The organism is Flavobacterium sp. HTF, from assembly GCF_003105115.1.
Lineage (GTDB): Bacteria > Bacteroidota > Bacteroidia > Flavobacteriales > Flavobacteriaceae > Flavobacterium.
In genome coordinates this window covers 1-17,736 of sequence record NZ_QETH01000055.1, presented here as the reverse complement: position 1 = coordinate 17,736, position 17,736 = coordinate 1, and the positions used below count along the sequence as shown (strand labels likewise).

The 17,736-nt window shown below is 33.3% G+C and carries 17 protein-coding genes; 15 read left to right on the top strand and 2 right to left on the bottom strand.

All coding sequences use genetic code 11. The features are described 5' to 3' along the window. Positions 1-13: 13 nt before the first annotated feature. The 4 genes from DCO46_RS15365 to DCO46_RS15350 all read left to right on the top strand — a co-directional run bounded on the left by DCO46_RS15365 (position 14) and on the right by DCO46_RS15350 (position 5,835). Positions 14-946 carry a type IX secretion system membrane protein PorP/SprF gene (locus DCO46_RS15365; RefSeq protein ID WP_116753393.1) on the top strand — a complete coding sequence of 311 codons (933 nt, stop codon included), beginning with the start codon at positions 14-16 and terminating at the stop codon, positions 944-946. 11 nt (positions 947-957) lie between these two features. Then, entirely contained in the window at positions 958-2,892 is a 1,935-nt protein-coding gene (locus DCO46_RS15360) for an OmpA family protein (protein WP_116753392.1), read from the top strand. A gap of 245 nt (positions 2,893-3,137) precedes the next feature. Next, a complete protein-coding gene (ligA, locus tag DCO46_RS15355) occupies positions 3,138-5,144 on the top strand; it encodes an NAD-dependent DNA ligase LigA (protein WP_116753391.1) in 2,007 nt (668 codons plus the stop codon). Beyond that, a complete protein-coding gene (locus tag DCO46_RS15350) occupies positions 5,131-5,835 on the top strand; it encodes a lysoplasmalogenase family protein (RefSeq protein ID WP_116753390.1) in 705 nt (234 codons plus the stop codon). The genes ligA and DCO46_RS15350 overlap by 14 nt, the downstream gene beginning before the upstream one ends. On the opposite strand, the gene DCO46_RS15345 is transcribed toward DCO46_RS15350, so the two are convergent. Further along, positions 5,811-6,722: a bifunctional metallophosphatase/5'-nucleotidase gene (locus tag DCO46_RS15345; RefSeq protein ID WP_116753389.1), complete on the bottom strand. Its 912-nt coding sequence runs from the start codon at positions 6,720-6,722 to the stop codon at positions 5,811-5,813. The genes DCO46_RS15350 and DCO46_RS15345 overlap by 25 nt on opposite strands. A gap of 45 nt (positions 6,723-6,767) precedes the next feature. Beyond that, a complete protein-coding gene (locus DCO46_RS15340) occupies positions 6,768-7,547 on the bottom strand; it encodes a 5'-nucleotidase C-terminal domain-containing protein (protein ID WP_116753388.1) in 780 nt (259 codons plus the stop codon). Positions 7,548-7,593: 46 nt separating this feature from the next. Here DCO46_RS15340 and DCO46_RS15335 point away from each other — a divergent pair, with 46 nt between their 5' ends. The 11 genes from DCO46_RS15335 to coaE all read left to right on the top strand — a co-directional run. Continuing rightward, complete coding sequence (locus tag DCO46_RS15335) at positions 7,594-8,106, top strand: DUF6913 domain-containing protein (RefSeq protein WP_116753387.1); 513 nt, start codon at positions 7,594-7,596, stop codon at positions 8,104-8,106. Positions 8,107-8,122: 16 nt separating this feature from the next. Beyond that, the gene (gene dapA / locus DCO46_RS15330; RefSeq protein ID WP_116753386.1) at positions 8,123-9,016 is read left to right on the top strand and encodes a 4-hydroxy-tetrahydrodipicolinate synthase; all 894 of its coding nucleotides are present in this window, start codon (positions 8,123-8,125) and stop codon (positions 9,014-9,016) included. 124 nt (positions 9,017-9,140) lie between these two features. Further along, entirely contained in the window at positions 9,141-9,935 is a 795-nt protein-coding gene (locus tag DCO46_RS15325; protein ID WP_116753385.1) for an outer membrane protein assembly factor BamD, read from the top strand. An 8-nt stretch (positions 9,936-9,943) separates the two neighbouring features. Beyond that, positions 9,944-10,261: a DNA-directed RNA polymerase subunit omega gene (locus tag DCO46_RS15320; RefSeq protein ID WP_095951613.1), complete on the top strand. Its 318-nt coding sequence runs from the start codon at positions 9,944-9,946 to the stop codon at positions 10,259-10,261. A 7-nt stretch (positions 10,262-10,268) separates the two neighbouring features. Next, complete coding sequence (gene coaBC / locus DCO46_RS15315) at positions 10,269-11,477, top strand: bifunctional phosphopantothenoylcysteine decarboxylase/phosphopantothenate--cysteine ligase CoaBC (protein ID WP_116753384.1); 1,209 nt, start codon at positions 10,269-10,271, stop codon at positions 11,475-11,477. A gap of 76 nt (positions 11,478-11,553) precedes the next feature. Then, positions 11,554-12,441: a DUF4835 family protein gene (locus tag DCO46_RS15310; protein ID WP_116753383.1), complete on the top strand. Its 888-nt coding sequence runs from the start codon at positions 11,554-11,556 to the stop codon at positions 12,439-12,441. A 56-nt stretch (positions 12,442-12,497) separates the two neighbouring features. Further along, entirely contained in the window at positions 12,498-14,150 is a 1,653-nt protein-coding gene (gene recN / locus DCO46_RS15305) for a DNA repair protein RecN (RefSeq protein ID WP_116753382.1), read from the top strand. 12 nt (positions 14,151-14,162) lie between these two features. Beyond that, the gene (locus DCO46_RS15300) at positions 14,163-14,684 is read left to right on the top strand and encodes a hypothetical protein (protein ID WP_116753381.1); all 522 of its coding nucleotides are present in this window, start codon (positions 14,163-14,165) and stop codon (positions 14,682-14,684) included. A gap of 19 nt (positions 14,685-14,703) precedes the next feature. After that, entirely contained in the window at positions 14,704-15,894 is a 1,191-nt protein-coding gene (fabV, locus tag DCO46_RS15295; RefSeq protein ID WP_116753380.1) for an enoyl-ACP reductase FabV, read from the top strand. A 124-nt stretch (positions 15,895-16,018) separates the two neighbouring features. Beyond that, a complete protein-coding gene (locus tag DCO46_RS15290; RefSeq protein WP_116753379.1) occupies positions 16,019-17,017 on the top strand; it encodes a glycosyltransferase in 999 nt (332 codons plus the stop codon). A 1-nt stretch (position 17,018) separates the two neighbouring features. After that, positions 17,019-17,736, top strand: a 718-nt coding sequence (coaE, locus tag DCO46_RS15285; RefSeq protein ID WP_116753378.1) for a dephospho-CoA kinase, incomplete at its 3' end; no start/stop codon positions are given.

Here is a 17,736-nt window from a genome sequence, read left to right as displayed (position 1 = left end):
AATAAGTATCGTTATGAAACTATATATAAAATCATTAGAAACGTATTTCATTTTAATATGTTCTTTTATCACGTTTAGTGTCACTGCGCAACAAGATCCGCAATATACACAATATATGTACAACACTATGGCCGTAAATCCTGCTTATGCAGGGTCTACGGGTAGTTTAGAAGCAAACCTTTTGCACCGTTCCCAATGGGTAGGGATATCAGGAGCTCCTCAAACACAATCATTTTCTATTCACGGACCACTTGCAAATGAAAAAATTGGTCTTGGATTAAGTGTTGTGAATGATAAAATCGGACCTTCTAACGAATTGTATCTTGATGGGAATTTCTCCTATTCAATACCTCTTGGATATGAAAAACGATTGGCTTTTGGATTAAAAGCGGGTATGCGTATGCTAAACATAGACTGGTCCAAAGGAAGATATTATGATAACAATGATGTCTTGTTGAATCAAAATATTGAAAATCAGGCAAAACTGGCCGTTGGAGCTGGTGTCTATTATTACACAGACAAATGGTATTTAGGACTTTCGATTCCTTCCTTCATTCAGAGTAATTATTATGATGATGTTCAGGAATCTATAAATTATGATCGGTTACATTATTTTTTAATGGGGGGATATGTGTTTGATTTAAATCCAAATTTAAAATTCAAACCTGCATTTTTGGTAAAAGCAGTGAGTGGGGCTCCACTTACTGCTGATGTTTCAGCAAACTTTATGATAGCCGAAAAATTTGTTATAGGAGGTGCTTACAGAACAGATGATTCTATAAGCATTCTGGCAGGTTTTCAAATATCACAAAGTTTTTACATCGGATATGCTTTCGACTACACGGTAAGCGAACTGAACAAGTATAATGATGGTTCACATGAAATCATCCTGCGCTATTCGTTTAATAAAGGTGAAAGCAAAATCAAATCTCCACGATTCTTCTAAAAACAAAGTCTATGAAAAAAATATATATCCTAAGTTTAGTCCTGAGTTTTACGTTTAGTTTCGCTCAGACTAATTTAAAAAAAGCGGATGCCTTGTTTAAAAATTATTCTTACGTAGATGCTTCAAAAGCTTACGAGGAAATTTTACAAAACATAAAAAATCCGTCAGCACAGACGTTAAAGAATGCCGGCGATTCGTATTATTTTATCTCAGATGCAAGAAATGCACTTAAATGGTACAAAAAGTTATATGAAGTTCAGGGCAATAATTTGACAGACATTTATTATCTGCGTTACATTCAGTCCTTAAAAGGAGTGATGGATTACGACGAAGCAAACAGAGTCATAAAAGAATATCTGGATAAAAAAGGAGATAAAAACGAAATCAACAGATATACTGCCCAAAAAAAGCAACTGGACAGTTTGTCTAAAGCAAAATCTCTCTATAATGTAAAAAATCTGGATATCAATACTAGCAAATCTGATTTTGGAGCTACTTATTTTCAGGATAAAATTGTGTTTACATCCGCAAGGGATACCACAAAATTTAGTGAAAAATTGTACACCTGGAACAATCAGCCTTTTTTAAATCTATATGTTGCAGAAAGAAATCCTGCAGACGGAAGTTTGTTCAATGAAAAATTGTTCCTGGCAAATGTTATGAGCAAATATCATGAAGCAACAGCAACTTTTGACAGCAGTGGAAAGACGATTTATTATTCGACAAACATTGTCAAAAAAAACAAACTGGTTGTAGATGAAAACAAAATCAATAATTTTCAAATCATAAAAGGCCAGATTGTCGATAATAAATTAGAAAATTCAGAGCCGGTCTTTTTTGACAGCACAGAATATTCAGTTGGGCATCCTTCCTTGAGTGAAGACGGAGAATGGCTTTTCTTTGCATCAGACATGCCCGGCGGTTATGGCGAAACAGATTTATATTATGTAAAAATTGCCGCTGACGGAACGATGAGTTCTCCTGTCAATCTGGGACCAAAAATCAACACACTTGGTAATGAAGTTTTCCCATTCTTTAGAAACGGAACTCTCTATTTTTCTTCAGACGGGCATTACGGCATGGGGGATTTAGACGTATATGAAAGTAAGTTTTTAGCCGATGGCACATTTTCTGTTCCTCGTAATTTAGGAGCACCGATAAACAGCAATAAGGATGATTTTTCTTTTTTAATTGATAAATCGGATAGTTTTGGATACGTTTCTTCTAATAGAGAAGGAGGAAAAGGTGATGATGATATCTATTCTTTTACAAAGGGAAAACCGGTCTGCAACCAAAATATTTCAGGTATTGCTGTTGACAGAAAAACCAAATTGCCTCTCACAGACGTTGTAATTATGGCATATAACTCTTATAATGATGTTCTTTCAGAAACCAAAACAAATTATGAAGGTAAATATGCAGTTGTGGTTCCATGCGGAAAAACCGTAAAAATGATTGCTGCAAAACCTAATTACAGCAGCGATGACAGAACAGTAGAAACGGGAACCGAAAACGAAGGAGAGATTAAAGACATCAATTTTGAACTGAGCAATTACGACGACTTAGTGGTGAAGAAAAAAGGAGTAGAAAAAGTAGATGTTAACCCCATTTATTTTGATTACGATAAGTATGATATTACCCCTCTTGCAATAGAAGAATTGTCAAAAGTAGTTTTTATCATGCGTAAATTTCCTAACATCCGAATCAAAATTGAGTCACATACAGATTCACGCGGAAAAGACGCTTACAACCTGAAACTTTCTGATAACAGAGCCAAATCAACAAGAGATTACATTGTTTCTCAGGATATTGACCCTTCCAGAATAGAAAGCGCAATAGGATATGGCGAAAGCAGATTAATTAATAAATGTAAAAACGGAGTAAAATGTACAGAAGAAGAACATCTGTTAAATAGACGTTCAGATTTCATTATTATTCAAAAATAACTCTATATTTGCGTCCTAATTGATTGATAATCAGTAAAAGTATAGAACATAAAAACCATTTGGAAGTTGGTTTTGATTAATTCTTTTTTAAAGAATAATGGACAAGAAGAAAATCAAGTTGCAAATAAATGCAACTTGATTTTTGATTTTTAAAACTTTTTGTTTTTGATGTTTTTCAACAAAAATAATCCTAATTTTGATGTTACGGTTATTCTAAATACAATCCGCATCATTTTTAATATTATATGACAATCCAAGAAACAATTCAGGCCTTAAGAGATGAACTTAATCAGCACAATTACAATTATTATGTACTTGATAATGCTACAATTTCAGATTATGATTTTGATGTTAAATTAAAAGAACTTCAGGATTTAGAAAGCAAACATCCTGAATTTTTTGATGAGAATTCTCCAACTCAAAGAGTAGGAGGAGCGGTTACAAAGAATTTTAAAACCATACCACATCAATACAGAATGTATTCTTTGGATAATTCTTATTCTAAAGATGATCTGGCTGATTGGCAAAACCGCATTCAAAGAGTATTAGGAAATGTTGACTTGCAATATACCTGCGAATTAAAATACGACGGAGCATCAATCAGTATTACTTACGAAAACGGAAAACTGGTACAGGCATTAACACGTGGAGACGGTTTTCAGGGTGATGAGGTTACGAACAATATTAAAACAATAAAATCGGTTCCGTTACAGCTAAAAGGAAATTATCCGGAGAAATTTGATATTCGCGGAGAAATTATCCTTCCTTATTCCGGTTTCGAAAAAATGAATCAGGAACTGATTGAGATTGGAGAAACTCCATATTCCAATCCAAGAAATACAGCTTCGGGAAGCCTGAAATTACAAGACAGTGCTGAGGTTGCAAAACGCCCTTTAGAATGCTTGTTATACTTCGTAACAGGTAATAATTTACCTTTTTCTTCCCAGTTTGAAGGACTGGAATCTGCCAGGAAATGGGGTTTTAAAGTACCAAACGAAGCAAAACAGGTCAATAGTTTAGAAGAAGTTTTCGATTTTATTGATTACTGGGACATACATCGTCACAATTTACCTTATGAAACAGACGGTGTAGTTGTAAAAGTAAACAGCATTCAGCATCAGGAAGAATTGGGTTACACTGCAAAATCTCCACGTTGGGCAATAGCCTATAAGTTCAAATCAGAACAGGTATCAACAGAGCTAAAATCTATTTCTTATCAGGTTGGCCGTACCGGTGCCATTACGCCTGTCGCAAATTTAAAACCTGTACAGTTGGCAGGAACTATTGTGAAAAGAGCTTCATTGCATAATGCAGATCAGATCGAGAAATTAGATATCCGAATAAATGATACTGTTTTTGTTGAAAAAGGAGGAGAAATCATTCCTAAAATTATTGCAGTCGATTTAGAAAAACGCCCTGAAAATTCAGAAAAAACACATTACATCACACATTGTCCGGAATGCCAGACCGAATTGGTAAGAAACGTTGGCGAAGCCAATCATTACTGTCCAAATTTTTATGGCTGTCCTCCACAGATTATCGGGCGAATCCAACATTACATCTCAAGAAAAGCCATGGATATTGGTGGACTTGGAGGCGAGACAGTAGCACTTCTTTTCAAAAATGATCTGGTTCACAATTATGCAGATTTATACGAATTAAAGGTTGAGGAAATTTTGCATTTGGAAAGAATGGCGAAAAAATCTGCTGAGAATTTGGTGTACGGTGTTGAACAATCAAAACAAATTCCTTTTGAAAGTGTTCTATTTGCACTCGGAATACGTTTTGTAGGTGAAACTGTGGCAAAAAAATTAGCCAAACATTACAAAAATATCGATACTTTAAGTCAGGCTTCGTTGATGGAGTTGATTTTGGTTGATGAAATCGGTGAGCGAATCGCCAAAAGTGTCATTGAGTTTTTTGAAAATGAAGAAAACAAAAAAATAATTGAACGTCTCAAAAGTTACGGTGTACAATTTGAAATTGTAGAAAAAAATAATCCGGATGCTACCGATAAATTTGTTGGAAAAACATTTGTTGTTTCTGGTGTTTTTGCTCAATTTTCACGAGATGAACTAAAGAAAACAATTGAAGATAACGGAGGAAAAGTAGGAAGTTCAATTTCTGCAAAAACAGATTTTGTTGTTGCAGGAGATAATATGGGACCAGCGAAATTAGAAAAAGCCAATAAATTAAAAATCCCCATTCTTTCTGAGGAGGATTTTATAAATAAATTAAATGAAAGCGAATAAACCGTCGTTAATCCTGTTTTTTCTTGCATTAATCTGTACAGTTATTTTTGATTGTACAGAACAGGATTTTTTGGCTGTTTATGCTAAAGCTATCGTGCTGCCGGCTATTATTTTTTACTTTTTGGTTAGCAGTAATTTCAAGATAAGCAAGACAGAAACTTTGATTTTTGTCTTTTGCTTTATAGGCCATGTTTTTGATTTAATGGACATTGAGATTTCTGAAATCGGCGGCGTAATAAGTTTTTTAATCGTTTATATATTACTACTCAGGTTTATTATAAGAAATCAGGAAAGAATCAAACTCCGGAAAAGAGATGTTTTGCCGGTTTCGATTGTAGTAATTTTCATTGTTTATTTGCTGATTTCAGTTTTAAGCTTACAATCAGACAGCATGAAAAAATTTAATTTTATTTATACTTTTTATGGGATTATACTAAGTATTTTAAGCTATTACGCATTTGTAACCTATATCACCCGGGGCACCCATATTGCATTGCTGATGTCCCTAATGGCGATTAGCTACATATTTTCAGATATATTTTACATTTTCAATGAATACTTTTCCCATTCGGTAGTTCTCGTTTTAATTCGTGATGTTACCCAAATTCTGGCCTATTATTTTATGGTTGAATACTTTCTCGAAAAAATTAAAATCCAAAAAAAAAATTATACAATAATTGATCTTCCCTGATTGGTGTGCGCTTTGTCTTTGTCAAAATAAAAATCTATTCTTCCTAAATTGATTCCGTAACAGCCAACCTGATTCACTAAAACATTTTCGCCTGCCTTGTTTTTTACAATTGTAGGTTTATCTAAAAATGTATGGGTATGTCCGCCAATAATCAAGTCAATATCCTGAGTTAATTCGGCCAGTTTTAAATCACAGATTTTATCTTCTCCGCTTCCGTATTTATAACCTAAGTGCGAAAGACAGATAACCAGATCACACTTTTCTGTTTTCTTTAGTAATTGCGTCATATCCTGAGCAATTTCAACAGGGTCATTATAAACAGTTTCTTTGTACATTTTTTTGTCAACAAGTCCTGCAAGTTCAATTCCAAGACCAAAAACACCCACTTTTATTCCGTTTTTATTAAAGATTTTATACGGTTTTACAAGTCCGTTCATGACCGTATTTTTAAAATCATAGTTAGAATTGATAAATTCAAAAGTTGCATGAGGCATTTGCGCATACAAACCGTCAAGACCATTGTCAAAGTCATGATTTCCTATAGTAGATGCATCGTATTTCATCATACTCATTAACTTAAACTCAAGTTCGCCCCCATAATAATTAAAGTACGGAGTTCCCTGAAAAATATCTCCGGCATCTAATAAAAGTACATTTGGATTTTCTTTCCGGATAGTCTCAATAAGAGCCGCTCTGCGCGAAACACCACCTTTATTTGCATTACGCGGATCATCAGCCGGAAAAGGATCAATATGGCTGTGCACATCGTTTGTATGCAAAACAGTTAGGTGTTTTATATCGTTAGTTTCAAAACTGCTCAAAGACAAACCTAAGCTTAATAAAGCAGTACTTGCGGCAGTTTTTTCGATAAATTCTCTTCTTTTCATTGGATATATTTTTTTGCGTAAACGCGGGTAATTTTAATTGAAATATTATTCTTCAGTAATTCTGATATCTCTTGGTGCAGGAATCGTATCAACTTCTTTAAAATAATCAATCAATACATCTCTAAGTTTGTAGTTTAAATCAAATTTTTCAACATTTTTAGCAAAGAAAGCCATGTTGTCTCCGCCATTTGCCAAATAATCGTTTGTGGCAACATAATAAATCTTGTTGACATCAAGAGGTTGTCCCTGAACCTGGATATTCTTTGCCGTATTCTCTTTAGTAATCGTAAAAGTCATTCCGGATAATGGCTGCGGTTTTTTCTCCTTAATTATATAGGCAGCAATATCTGCAATTTGCTGTCCTTTCATAGCCAGTACAACTAAATTGTTTTCAAAAGGCATGATTTCAAAAGCAGTTCTGCTCGTTACATTTCCTTTTGGAAGGATGGCACGGATTCCGCCATGATTTAAAAGACATAAATCTATAGTTTTGTTTTCACGCTTTTTGAAAACTAAATTTCCTCTTTGTACACAAACATCGGCCATTAGGCAACCAATTGTTGTCTGCCATTTGCCTGTACTTTTGTCAAGTGTTTCCGGAGAAAATGCCAAAACGCTGTCTAAATCTTTATTAATATGATCACGATAAGGAGCAATAAATTTTTCTATTTCGGGAGTTTCAGCCCCTTTTTCAGTGACTGGAAGTTGTTTTCCTTCTATCTTCGTTAAGTTGTAGTTTTTCTGACTGCAGGAAGTTATAAAAAAAACTGTTAAGAATATAACAAAAAGTTTTAAAAATCCGTTATACTTTTTTAGTTTTACCATCTTAAATGCGACTTAAATAATTAATTTTGTAATTGGTAAAAGTACTATGTTTTTAAATTATATAAAGGAATTTTTTGTAAAAAAATCATTAAAAAATAACTTGCATAATGTCAAAAACGAAGTCTTTACAAGTAATGTACAAACAATTGGTTTGCTGGTTGATGAAAGTGAATTTGGACATTCAAATGAGTTGGTAAAAGAATTAATTTTGAATGGCCTCAATGAACAGAACATAAAAATTGTTGGGTACAGAAGTAAATTTGACAAGAAAAAAACATATCCAATACCAACTTTTGGTAAAAAAGACATCAGTTGGAGGGGAGAGGTAAATGTAGATTTTCTGGCTGAATTTATTGAGACAGAATTTGACCTTTTGATTAGTTATTATGATACCGAAAAAGCAATTTTGATGATGGTAACAAATAAATCAAAAGCAAAATTTAAAGTCGGTTTTGCATCTGTCGATAAAAATTTAAACCGATGGATGATAGAAACCGCTATAGAAAATTATAAACTTTTCGTTTCCGAATTGTTTAAGTATTTAAAGAACATTAAATAAAATTATAAACCAGAATATGCAATCATTAATAGGAACTGGTGTTGCTCTTGTAACCCCATTTAAAAAAGATTTCTCAATTGATTTTGAAGCATTACAGCGAATTGTAAATTTTTCAATCGACGGAGGAGTTGAATATCTTGTAGTAATGGGTACAACAGCAGAAAATGCTACCCTGACACAAGCCGAAAAAGAATTGGTTATTAATGCAGTAATCAATTATAATAAAGGAAGATTACCACTTGTACTTGGAGTAGGAGGTAACAATACAATGCAGGTTGTTGAAGAATTAAAGACGAGAGATTTTTCTGCATTTGAAGCAATTCTTTCTGTTTCTCCTTATTACAATAAACCTACCCAGGAAGGAATTTATCAGCACTATAAAGCAATTTCAGAAGCTTCTCCTCTTCCTGTAATTTTATACAATGTTCCGGGCAGAACATCCAGTAATATGCTCCCATCAACAGTAATCCGTCTTGCAAAAGATTTTGATAATATTGTAGCGATAAAAGAAGCAGCAGGAGACATGGCTCAGGCTTTGCAGCTGATTAAAAATGCACCAAAAGATTTTCTTGTGATTTCAGGAGATGATATGATCGCATTGCCAATTGTTCTGGCTGGAGGAGCAGGTGTTATTTCTGTAATCGGACAAGGTTTTCCTAAAGAATTTTCAGAAATGATACGTTTAGGACTCAACAGAAAAGTAAATGAAGCTTTTAAAACACAATACTTTTTATCAGATTGTATCGATATGATTTTTGAGCAGGGAAATCCAGCCGGAATCAAGCAAGTCTTTAAATCGCTTGGTATTGCTGAAAACACTGTACGTTTACCGTTAGTTTCAGTTGATGATTCGTTAGAAAACAGACTAAATGATTTTGTAAAAAAAAGCATTAAAGTAGAGCAGAATTAACGGTATTTTATTGTACCAAAAAAATATTTTGTAGTAGCTAAATTAATAACTAAATTTGCCACCGGAACTTCGGTGTGATTTTGCTTTGGCACACTGCCTGAGTAATCATAATAAAAGTAATAAAATGAAAAAAATAGTATCTCTATTAATTGTTGTTGTCCTTATTTGTTCTTGTAGTGATTACCAAAAAGCTTTAAAAAATGATGATGTTGCGGCAAAGTTTGAAATAGCAACTAAGATGTATGAAGCAGGGAAATATAATAAAGCGATTCGTCTTTTCGAGCAATTATCGTCTACTTACAGAGGTAAACCTCAGGCTGAAAAATTGTTTTACATGTTTGCTCAGTCATACTATAAGACAAAACAATATTATTTAGCAGGTTACCAGTTTGACAGTTTTGTTTCCGGATATCCACGAAGTGAAAAAGTACAGGAAGCTGCTTATCTTGGTGCTATCAGTTATTCAAAGTTGTCTCCTGTATATAGCCTGGATCAGACAGATACAGTAAAAGCTTTAGAAAAATTACAGGCATTTATTGATAATTACCCAAATTCAGAATATATCGCTCAGGCAAATGAGATTGTAAAAGTACTTAATGGTAAATTGGAGAAAAAAGCATACGAAAATGCAAAAGGATACAATACAATTTCAGATTATAAATCGGCTTTGATTGCTTTTGATAATTTTATAGCTGATTTTCCGGGGACACCTTTTAAAGAAGATGCATTGTTCTATAAATATGATTCTGCATACAAATTAGCAATAAACAGTATTCCGTCAAAAATGCAGGATCGTTTAAATGTTGCTAAAGTCTCTTATAATAACCTGATTAAGTTTAAAAGTGACACAAAATATAAAAAACAGGCAGAAGAAATGAATGCCAGAGTTGAAACAGATTTACAAAAATTTACTAAATAAATAAAGTGATGGATTTAAAAAAGACGAATGCTCCTGTTAATACAGTAACTTACAATAAAACAGTTATTGAAGAGCCAACAGGAAATGTGTATGAGGCAATTACCATTATGGCTAAAAGAGCAAACCAAATTAATTCAGAAATAAAAAAAGAATTAACTGAGAAATTAGAAGAGTTTGCTACTTATAATGACAGTCTTGAAGAAGTTTTTGAAAATAAAGAACAAATTGAAGTTTCTAAATTTTACGAAAAATTACCAAAACCTCACGCTTTAGCAGTTCAGGAATGGTTAGACGGTAAAACATACCATAGAAGTTCAAACAAATAATAGTACAATGTCAGTTTTAAACGGGAAAAAAATTTTACTGGGAGTTTCTGGTGGAATTGCAGCGTATAAAACAGCATCATTAGTACGACTTTTTATAAAAGCAGGTGCACATGTCCAGGTGATAATGACACCTGCTTCTAAGGATTTTGTAACTCCACTTACGTTATCTACGTTATCAAAAAATCCTGTACACTCCGGTTTCTTTAATCAGGATGATGAAGATGCTGTCTGGAACAATCATGTTGAATTGGCCCTTTGGGCAGATCTAATGTTAATTGCTCCCGCAACAGCCAATACATTATCTAAGATGGCAACAGGAAACTGCGATAATCTTTTAATTGCTACTTATTTATCAGCCAAATGCCCGGTTTATTTTGCTCCGGCAATGGATCTGGATATGTATAAACATCCCTCTACAATCTCAAGTTTTTCCGCTTTGAGACAATACGGAAATGTTATGATTCCTGCAGAGAGCGGCGAATTAGCGAGCGGATTGTCAGGAGAAGGAAGAATGGCAGAACCTGAAAATATAATCGCATTTCTTGAAGCTGATTTAGAAAGTAAATTGCCCTTAAAAGGAAAAAAAATACTAATTACTGCCGGACCAACATACGAAGCAATAGATCCTGTACGTTTTATAGGAAATCATTCTTCAGGAAAAATGGGTTTTGATATTGCAAATGCAGCAGCAAATTTGGGTGCCAGTGTAATTTTGGTTTCAGGACCAACACATTATAAGGTAAAAAGCAATTCCATAGAAGTTATAAATGTGGTATCGGCACAAGAAATGTACGACGCATGTCATGTATATTATAACGATGTGGATGTTGCCATTGCAGCTGCAGCAGTAGCTGATTATAAACCTAAAACAATTGCTTTACAGAAAATAAAGAAATCTGCTGATGAATTTACGATTGACCTTGAAAAAACGAAAGATATTTTATTATCACTAGGTGCGATCAAACAAAATCAATTTTTAATCGGATTTGCATTGGAAACTGAAAATGAAATTGAGAATGCAAAGTTGAAAATTCAGAAAAAAAACTTAGATTTGATAGTTCTAAATTCCTTACAGGATGAAGGGGCCGGTTTTAAAAAGGAAACTAATAAAGTGACCTTTATTGATAAGGATTTTAAAATCGAACCTATGGAATTAAAATCAAAAGAATCTGTTGCTGCTGATATTCTGAATAAAATAATCTTGCATTTTTCATAACATAAACAGCAATAATTTTAAATCAAAAACTGAATTAATAGCGAAATAATATTCGCTAAAAGCAAATAGTCTTGGTATGAATAATAAAGTTGTTATTTTTTTAGTATTCTTAATTTTTGGAGCTGCGCAGGCACAACAGCTCAACTGTACTGTAACTTTAAATACTGAAAGACTTCAAACGCCAAACCAGCAGGTTTTTAAAACACTTCAGAGTTCTTTGTCTGAATTTGTTAATAAAACGGACTGGACAGGATCAGTTTTAAAGCAAAATGAACGAATCAATTGTTCGATGTATATCACTTTGTCTTCATATAGTGGAGATCAGTTTTCCGGGACAATTCAGATACAGGCATCAAGACTTATTTACAACTCGACTTATTCATCTCCTATTTTTAATTTTAATGATAAGGATTTTAGCTTCAGATATACTGAATATGAGCCTTTGTTGTTTAACCCTACAGTCTTTGAGTCTAATTTAATATCTGTAGTTTCATTTTACAGTTATATGATTTTAGGAATAGATGCCGATACATTCCAAATGGACGGAGGAAGTTCTTATCTGGAAACAGCGCAGAATATAGCAAATGTGGCACAGCAGGGCGGTTTTAAAGGATGGAGCCAGACCGACGGGCTTCAGAGCCGTTATTTCCTGATTAACGATATGATGTCTCCTACTTATAGTGATTTGAGACAGACAATGTTTTCGTATCATTCCGGTTTGGACAATATGAGTCAGGATTTAAAAGCTTCCAAAGAAAAAATCAAATCGTCTATATTACTTATAGGAAAGCTAAATTCGGTTAAACCAAATGCTTTTTTGACCCGGGTATTTTTTGATGCAAAATCAGATGAAATTGTTTCTGTTTTTTCGGGAGGACCAAGTATTCCCATTACAGATTTGACAGATGTTTTAAATAAAGTTTCGCCATTAAATACTACGAAATGGTCACAAATCAAATTTTAATTTGATTTTAGATTTTACATGCCCCTTTTTAACTTTTATATTTATATACTCTTCATATGATTACTTCACTGTCAATTAAAAATTATGCTCTGATTGAAAAACTTTCCATTGATTTTTCAAAAGGTTTTTCTATAATTACAGGAGAAACAGGTGCGGGAAAATCAATTATTTTAGGAGCTTTAGGCTTGGTTTTAGGAAAGAGGGCTGATTTGACTTCATTAAAAAATAAAGAAGAAAAATGTGTGATTGAAGCACAATTTGAAATCTCCAAATACAATTTAAAAGAATTTTTTGAAGCGAATGATCTTGATTATGAAGAAGAAACGATTATAAGACGTGAAATTTTGCCTTCAGGAAAATCACGTGCTTTTATCAATGACAGTCCGGTAAATCTTCAGGAATTACAGGATTTAAGTTTGTTTTTGATTGATATTCATTCGCAGCAACAAACCCAGGAACTTTCAGATGAAGGTGTTCAGTTTAAAATAATTGACGCTATCGCAAATAATTCTGAGACGATCAACTCTTATCAGAAACTTCTAAAAGAATACAAATCAGATAAATCAAAGTTAAATGCTTTGTTGAAAAAGCAAAGTGATTCAGGCAAGGAACAGGAGTATAATACTTTTCTACTGAACGAATTAATTGCTGCCAAATTAAAATCCGGAGAACAGAAAGAATTAGAAGCTGATTTTGAAAAGCTGAATAATGTTGAAATTATAAAGGAATCAATAGAAAAGTCCTTAACTATTGCCAATGAAGAACAATTTGGAGTTTTTCATAATCTAAATGAAATCAAAAATGCACTTCATAAAATAGTTCCCTTTTCTCCCGAATATGGGAATTTGTTTGAAAGAGTAACAAGCTTAACAATCGAGTTTGATGATGTTTCAAAAGAATTGGAAAATGTTTCAGAAAAATTATTAAACGATCCTGAAAAGCTCGAGCTGACGAATCAGAAATTACAATTGATTTATAATCTTCAGAAGAAGCATCAGGTGACTTCTGTTGAGGAGTTACTTCAGATCCAGGCAGATTTGGAAACAGCTGTTATCGAGTTAGGAAATATTGAGGAAGAAATAGCAGCGCTATCAAAAACAATAGAACAAAAAACTCAGCAATTGGATGTCTTTTCTGCAACAATACATCAAAACAGAGAAAATGCAATTCCGGTTTTATCAAACCAGTTAATTTCGATTTTAGAAACTTTAGGCATGCCAAATGTTCGTTTTAAGATAGAACTTTTGCCTTCTGAGACGTATTTCCAAAATGGAAAAGATGAACTGCAATTCCTTTTTTCAGCAAATAAAGGAACTGATTTTGGATTACTGAAAAAAGTTGCTTCGGGTGGAGAAATGTCCCGTATTATGTTAGCAGTTAAGGCTATTTTGGCGAAATACTCTAAATTGCCTACTTTGATTTTTGACGAAATTGATACTGGTGTTTCCGGAGAAATTGCAATCAGAATGGGAGAGATCATGAAAGAAATGAGTAATACGATGCAAATATTTGCTATTACCCATTTACCGCAAATAGCTGCAAAAGGTGATTCGCATTTTAAAGTTTTCAAATCTACGGTTGGTGATGATACTCAATCAGAACTGAAATTGCTTTCTCAGGAAGAAAGAATTGTAGAGATCGCCCAAATGCTTTCGGGAGCTAATATCTCAAATTCTGCATTAAACCACGCAAAAGAATTATTAAATTAAGAACACCGACACATGGAAAGTTTGAGTTATTATGAAAATCAATTTATAAAAGCCGATTCATTAATATCCGATGGAAATATTGCTGATGGAAAAGAATTATTAGAAGAAATATTAGCACAGTATCCTGATTTTGGAAAAGCTCATAATCATTTAGGCTGGATTTATTATAATAAGCTTAGTAACTATGATAAAGGAATTTATCATTATAAACTGGCTATGAAATTCGAGCCAAAATACCCTGCACCTTACCTGAATTATACTTATTTGCTGATTGATATTGGCCGTTATGCAGAAGCTAAAGAACATGTTAGCTTTACCATGGAAAATTTGGAGAATGTAGATCATTCTTCTTATAACAGCGAATTAGGAAGGATGGCTGAATATGAAAGCGAATATATTGCAGCTTATAACTATTATAAATTAGCTAAGAAAAATGCCTTAAATCCAAACTTTATAGACAATATGGATGCTAACATGAAAAGGGTTAAAGATAAAATGTCTATTTTTGAAAAATTAAAACTGAAACTCAATTAATACAATAAATAATTACAAAATGATTATAGAACCTAGAATGAGAGGATTTATTTGTTTGACTGCACATCCGGATGGGGCTGAACAAAATATTAAAAATCAAATCGAATATGTAAAATCAAAAGGAGAAATTGCTGGTCCTAAAAAAGTTTTAGTGATTGGTGCTTCTACAGGTTTTGGACTAGCTTCAAGAATTACTAGTGCTTTTGGTTCTGGTGCAGCAACAATTGGAGTGTTCTTTGAAAAACCGCCAGTTGAAGGGAAAACCGCTTCTCCGGGATGGTATAATTCTGCAGCATTTGAAAAAGAAGCTCTTAAAGCAGGTTTATATGCAAAAAGTATCAACGGTGATGCTTTTTCAAACGAAATTAAAAGAGAAACCCTTGATTTAATAAAAACTGACTTAGGACAGGTAGATCTTATAATTTACAGTTTAGCTTCTCCTGTGCGTACAAATCCTAATACAGGAGTTACACACCGTTCAGTTTTAAAACCAATCGGACAGACATTTACAAACAAGACAGTTGATTTTCATACAGGAAAAGTTTCTGAGGTTTCAATCGCTCCTGCAAATGAAGAAGATATTGAAAATACAGTTGCTGTTATGGGAGGTGAAGACTGGGCTATGTGGATTGATGCGTTAAAAGCTGAAAATTTATTAGCAGAAGGTGCTACAACTGTAGCGTATTCTTATATTGGGCCGTCATTAACAGAAGCTGTTTACCGTAAAGGAACTATTGGCCGTGCAAAAGACCATTTAGAAGCTACGGCATTTTCTATCACGGATAGTTTAAAATCGGTTGGAGGGAAAGCTTATGTTTCAGTAAATAAAGCTTTGGTTACTCAGGCAAGTTCAGCAATTCCGGTAATTCCTTTATACATTTCTCTTTTATATAAAATTATGAAAGAAGAAGGAATCCATGAAGGTTGTATTGAGCAGATCCAGCGTTTGTTCCAGGACAGATTATACAACGGTTCAGAAGTTCCTGTTGACGAGAAAGGAAGAATCAGAATTGATGATTGGGAAATGCGTGACGATATTCAGGCAAAAGTCGCAAAACTTTGGTTAGAAGCAACTACAGAAACTTTACCGGAGATTGGAGATTTAGCTGGATACAGAAATGATTTCTTAAACTTATTCGGATTTGAATTTGAAGGAGTTGATTACAAAGCGGAAGCAAATGAAGTAGTTGAAATTCAAAGTATCAAATAAATACAGATTACTATAAATGAAAAACCATCAACCAAAAGTTGATGGTTTTTTTATGAATATACCATATCTTTGTTAAAATTTTTAGATTAACAATAATTACTACTTTAATACCTCATATTCCATTATGATTTTTTCTTTAATTATACCCGTGTATAATCGACCGGATGAAGTTGATGAACTTTTAGAAAGCCTGACTAAATCTGATTATAATGAAGCATTTGAAATTGTTCTGGTCGAAGACGGTTCATCGATACCATGCAAAGATATTGTGATGAACTACCAGGGAAAACTCAATATAGCGTATTATTTTAAAGAGAATTCAGGACCTGGAGATTCAAGAAATTTTGGAATGCAAAAGGCAAGAGGCGATTATTTTATTATTTTCGATTCCGATTGCATTATTCCGCCTAATTATCTGACCGAAGTCAGAAAAGAATTAAACGCAAAATATGTAGATTGTTTTGGAGGACCCGATAAGGCACTTGCCAGTTTTTCAAATATCCAGAAAGCGATCAACTTTGCCATGACCTCATTTCTTACAACGGGGGGAATTCGTGGTGGTTCTGAAAAGATAACTAAATTTCAGCCCCGAAGCTTTAATATGGGAATTTCTAAAAAAGCTTTTGAAGCATCAAAAGGCTTTGGAAATATTCACCCGGGCGAAGATCCAGATCTTTCGATTCGTTTGTGGAATTTAGGATTTGAAACCAGATTGTTTCCTGATGCTTTTGTATATCACAAACGCAGGATAGACTGGGAAAAATTTTCCGTTCAGGTACATAAATTTGGGATAGCAAGACCAATATTAAATAGTTGGTATCCAGAACATAATAAGATAACATTCTTCTTTCCGACCGTATTTATTGTAGGATTGTTAATAGCTTTTTTACTATTAATATTCAATTTTGATATTTTTTTACAATTATATTTTGTATATTTCGTTATAATTTTTCTTACAGCAAGTATCCAGAATAAAAGTATTAAAATAGGATATCTTTCTGTAATAGCAGTTTGGAAACAATTCTATGGTTACGGAACAGGATTTTTAGAATCATTCATTAAAATTATCCTTTTAAAGAAAAAACCACAAGAAGCTTTTCCTCGTATGTTTTTTAAAGTATAATATGACAAAAGTTATTGGCTTAACGGGAGGAATTGGCAGTGGCAAAACAACTATTGCTAATTATTTCAAAGAATTGGGTGTTCCTGTTTATATAGCTGATGACGGAGCCAAAAATGTAATGCAGTCTCCGGGTATAATTAGTAAAATAAAAGAAACTTTCGGAAATGCCATTTTTGATGATGATATTTTAAACAGAGCAAAATTAGCATCGATTGTATTTAATGACAAGGATAAACTTAATCAACTAAATAGCATTGTTCATCCGGCCGTTAAAAGTGATTTTGAGGCATGGTTATTGGAACATAACAACTACGAATATGTGATCTATGAAGCCGCTATTTTATTTGAAAGCGGCCGATATAAAGAATGTGATCTGATTATAACAGTTACTGCTCCTGAAGAAGTTAGAATAGACAGAGTCTTAAAACGGGATAATACCACAAGAGATCAGGTTTTAAGCCGAATGAAAATGCAATGGAATGATGAAAAAAGAATTTCCGGAAGCAATTTTGTAATTAATAACGAGAATCTTAAAAATGCTAAACAAGAAGTTGTTAAAATTCTTAATGGTGTGAAGTTTGTTTTAAATTTTTCTTTTATGTTAATGTGGTGGTCTTTTCTTCTTTCTTCTCTTTTTTTCCTTTTTTCTTTTTTTTCCTGTTTCTTACATATTTATTCCTCTTTTATGTGTTTCCTACTTTTAATGTTTCTATTTTTCT